4 protein-coding genes are annotated in these 4,555 nt (G+C 33.9%); 2 read left to right on the top strand and 2 right to left on the bottom strand.

Going from position 1 to position 4,555, the window contains the following annotated elements:
• Positions 1-147: 147 nt before the first annotated feature.
• Positions 148-741 (bottom strand): MBL fold metallo-hydrolase, encoded by a 594-nt coding sequence (locus MVY38_RS03470; protein WP_297483617.1) that lies wholly within the window; start codon positions 739-741, stop codon positions 148-150.
• Between the two features lie 40 nt (positions 742-781).
• On the opposite strand from MVY38_RS03470, the gene MVY38_RS03465 reads away from it, so the two are divergent.
• Positions 782-1,597 (top strand): ferritin-like domain-containing protein, encoded by an 816-nt coding sequence (locus tag MVY38_RS03465; RefSeq protein ID WP_297483615.1) that lies wholly within the window; start codon positions 782-784, stop codon positions 1,595-1,597.
• Here the strand turns inward: MVY38_RS03465 and MVY38_RS03460 are convergent.
• Positions 1,594-3,384 (bottom strand): HD domain-containing phosphohydrolase, encoded by a 1,791-nt coding sequence (locus MVY38_RS03460; RefSeq protein WP_297483619.1) that lies wholly within the window; start codon positions 3,382-3,384, stop codon positions 1,594-1,596. The two genes, MVY38_RS03465 and MVY38_RS03460, sit on opposite strands and share 4 nt — an antisense overlap.
• A gap of 279 nt (positions 3,385-3,663) precedes the next feature.
• Here MVY38_RS03460 and MVY38_RS03455 point away from each other — a divergent pair, with 279 nt between their 5' ends.
• Positions 3,664-4,470, top strand: coding sequence for an NAD+ synthase (locus MVY38_RS03455; RefSeq protein WP_297483614.1), 807 nt, complete (start codon positions 3,664-3,666; stop codon positions 4,468-4,470).
• Positions 4,471-4,555 lie beyond the last annotated feature (85 nt).

Raw genomic sequence — 4,555 nt, 5'->3', positions numbered from 1 at the left:
CACCAAAGTCAACTATTTGCATATCGGGTGTGAGTGTAATCTTTTTTTGGATTGCTTGGGCGATTTTTTTTGCACCGTTTACACGAATGTCACCACTATCCCAATTTTGTGCTCTTTTATCAAATGTGCTCATAGTTATTTTTCCTTTTAAAGTTGTTGTATCCAGTAGTCGCTGTATTGTTGTTCTTGTTTTATGCTTGTGCTTCCTCCGTGACCAGGGTAGACTGTTTTGTCGTAAGGAATTTGCTTAAATTTCTCTAGTGATTTTTTCATATCTTGGGGACTTGAATACGGAAAGTCGGTGCGCCCTATGCTTTTTTCAAATATAAAATCGCCGCTAAACATTGCATTATCTATCTCTATGGTTGAGCACCCCGGACAGTGACCGGGAAAATGACGAAATTTTACTTTTATGCCCTCTAAATCCAGCTCTTCATCTCCATCAATCTCTACATCAGGAGTGGAGGGTGGCAGGTCAGGCATCCATGAAGATGAGCTTAGCAGCATCACATCATCTTTTGGTGTGTAGAGTTTTACGCCAAGCTCTTTTTGCAGGGCTGCGTTTGACCATACATGATCAAAATGTCCGTGAGTGTTTAAGATGGCTATTGGATTAGTTACATTTTTTTTGACCCATTCAGTTGCACCAACACCTGGATCGATGATGATGTCCTTGCCATCTTTTGTGACAATGTAACAGTTTGTCTGATAAGGTCCCATTGGCTGTACTTTTATTTGCATATTCATCTCTTTTTTAGCGTGATTATAGCATTATTAGTGTATGAATTTTTTTAAAGAATTAGAGTTAATTATAGAAGCAAAATCAGTAGAAGAAAAGATAGAGCGATTTGAAATTTTTTACGACCTATTTCAAGCGGATAAGCTGGTGTTTGAAGAAAATTTCAGACCTAAAAAGTTTGAGAAGCCATCTTACAGTGAAATATGCACAACAGTAGCACCGCAGCATGTTCCTAAACGCAGTAATCTTACAGCAAAAGAGGGACAGATAAATCTGCTGCACGCTGTGGCACATATTGAGTACTCTGCCATAGATTTGGCACTTGATGGCGCATACCGTTTTTGTGATATGCCTCGTGCATATTATGCCGATTGGCTGGAAGTGGCAAGTGATGAGATACGCCATTTTTTGATGCTTAATAAATTACTTAATGAGTTAGGTGCTGCGTATGGAGATATAGAAGTACATGATGCACTCTTTGAAGCTTCATATAAAACACAAACACTACTAGAGAGAATGGCAGTTGTGCCGAGATACTTAGAAGCAAATGGACTTGATGCCACCCCAATGATACTAAAAAAACTAAAAAAACTGCCAAAAAATGAGATGATAGAAAAAATTATTAATAATTTAGAAGTGATTTTAGAAGAGGAAGTCTCTCATGTCAAAAAGGGTGATGTCTGGTTTAAATATGCTTGTGAGCAGGAGAGTGTAGATAAAAGTATCTACTTTGAGATTATCAAAAAATATTATCCACGCGGTTTTTTACGCCCAAATGATTTGAATATTGAGGCAAGAAAAGAGGCAGGTTTTTCATGTATTGAACTCAAAGTAATGGCAAAAAAAGAGGTCTGTTAACTCTCTTTCATAAACGAACTAGATTCATTGTAAAAATCTCTTACCGCTAAAAATTCATCTAAATGTTCAAAGAAAATATCTACAAGTCGTGGATCAAAATGTTTTCCTCTCTCCTCTTTTAGAAGTTTAAAAATTTTCTCATCTTCCCATGTCTGTTTATAACATCTCTCGCTTCCAAGGGCATCAAAAACATCGGCAAATGCAGTAATGCGTCCATAAATATGAATTTCATTACCTTTTAATCCTCTTGGATACCCACTGCCATCGTATTTTTCATGGTGTTCATAAGCAATGGTTGCTGCAGTTTGTAAAAGTGGCTTATTGGAGTCTTTAAAGAGATCATAGCCAATATTTACATGCGTTTTCATTACCAGCCACTCATCATGTGTTAATTTATCTGGTTTGTTTAAAATATTGTCAGGAATGCCAACTTTTCCTATATCGTGCATTGGTGAAGCAGTAGTAAGATATTTTATCTCTTGTTCTTCTAGTCCATAGTATTTTGCTAATATCTCAGAGTATTTTGCAACCCGGCGGACATGAAAGCCTGTCTCTTTAGAACGAGTTTCACCAATTTCTCCCATACGGAAAATCAGATCTTCTTGAGTATGTTCTAAATCTTCATGTAGATGAATAAGCTCTGTAATGTCATTACGAATAGCTATGAACTCTTCTATCTCTTCTTTTTCATTGAGAATAGGATTGATGGTTACTTCAACAATATAATCACTTCCATCTTTTGTCCTGTTTTTAACAATACCAGACCATGATTTTTTTGCCAAAATAGTGTTCCACATCTCTTTAAATGCACTCTTGGACATATCTGGGTGTCGAACCATATTATGTGCTTTTCCGATTAATTCTTCTCGTGTATAGCCAGATATTTTACAAAATTTATCATTTGCATAGGTAATTCGCCCTGATTTATCAGTTTTTGAAACTATACTGCTTCTATCAACAGCGTTTTTATACTCTTCTAAGAGTTTAATATTCTTTAAAATATTTTGTTTAATGTGTGAACCAAAAAAGAGTGTGGAGATTGTAATGAGTAAGAATATAAGTAATACTATTATAAATGTAATCTTTTCTTCTGTAAACTCTCTTTGAATCTCTTTATCTATATCTGTAAAATGATTTTGTTCAAGAGAATAAAAATCTTCAATAACATTGGTTGATTTTATAAACCATTGCTTAGAACTATTTGTATAAAGATTTTTTTCTATAACATTATGAAAAATTTTTTGAATATATTTATAATCGGATGAGCAGAGAATTTTTTGGAGTTTATCTTTATATTTTTGCGTTAGTGTCGCTTTACATCGTTGGAGCGATACATCATAATTTCCTTTTGCCAACAAAACCATATTTCGTAAGTTTTTATTATTCTTGTGTGCTGATAAAAGAGCATTTACCAAAGCACGCATTTGTCCCAATGCCTCTTTTGAAAAGGAGAGATTTATATAAGAGATAAGTTGGTTTTTTAAAGAAGCATCATTAACATCTTGAACAACTTCAAGATAATTTGCCTGTAGTTCTTGAATTAGTTTAGTATAAAATAAAAATTCAAAGTCTACTTTGGTAGATAGATGCTGAATATTCAGTCGTAAATTTTTGAGTTGCGTTTTTATTTTAATGTATTGATCTCTGTGTCCGTGACAATACAAAATAAAATTTCTAAAAGAGCTGTCAACATTATGTTGCATAATTGAAAGTTGTGTTGTAAAAAGTTTTCCATTACTTGCAAGATACCCACTACTAAGCCCTCTCTCTTTTTGTAAATTATTAATTAGTAGAGCTATGTTTTTGCTTTTATGAATATTTACTTTAAGTGTTTGTAGCTCTTGATACTTGATGTAAGTGTTTGTTAAAAAGTAGGTAAATCCAATAGCAATAATGATAATTGGTAGAAAAACAATTGTTTTTAGTTTGTTTATTATTAGGTTCGTTTCTATGGTAAGCTCTTTGTTTTTTAGTGCTGCGATTATATACCACTAATGTTAAAGGAGTGTTAAATTCTTTTGGATATAATTCAAATTGTTAATAAATTTTAAAGGTTTATAAATCTGATGGGTAAATATTCTCAAATAAGTGATTATCTTGTACGCTTTTTAGATAATGAAGTGAAAAAGACTGGAATGCAAAAAGTTGTGCTTGGTTTAAGCGGTGGACTAGATTCTGCTGTTGTTGCAGTATTGGCACAAAAGGCTTTTGGCGATGATTTGTTGTGCGTGAAAATGCCATCACATTACTCATCACAAAATTCTCTTGATGATGCAGATGAACTATGTCGTGATTTTGCTCTTAAAAATATTACTTGTAGTATTGCTCCGATGTTAGAAGCGTATGAAGCAATGAATCCAGATTTAGATAATCTTCGTAAGGGGAACTTCTCATCTCGTATGCGCATGGCAACACTTTTTGACATCTCGGCGCGTGAAAATGCTTTGGTGGTTGGTACAAGTAACAAGAGTGAACTAATGTTGGGGTATGGGACACTCTATGGAGATTTGGCATCTGCTGTAAATCCAATTGGAGATTTGTATAAAAGTGAGGTTTTTGAACTGGCAGAATATTTGCAAGTAACAAAAAGTATCATTAAGAAGCCTCCTTCTGCAGATTTATGGGATGGACAGAGTGATGAGGCAGATTTGGGTTATACTTACAAAGAACTTGATGGTGCTATGAAACTCTATGTAGATGAGCGCTTGTCTCGTGAAGAGATTATTGATTTAAAAATTGATGAAAAAATGTTAGATATGATAATAAAAAGAATTTTTAGAAATCATTTTAAGCGTAAGATGCCCGTTATTGCAAAATTGACATCACGAACGCTAGGACATGATTTTAATTATCCTAGAGATATAACTTTATAAAGGCAGGGAAAAAGATATGAAAGATTTAAAAATACCTTTTAGTAGATACGAGAGTTCAAGAAGTGCGCACTCAAATGTAAGTGAT

The sequence above is a fragment of the Sulfurimonas sp. genome, from assembly GCF_027056685.1.
In the GTDB taxonomy this organism is placed as follows: Bacteria; Campylobacterota; Campylobacteria; order Campylobacterales; family Sulfurimonadaceae; genus Sulfurimonas.
The sequence above is the reverse complement of the archived record's forward strand: the minus strand, read 5'-3'. Positions and strand labels throughout refer to the sequence as shown.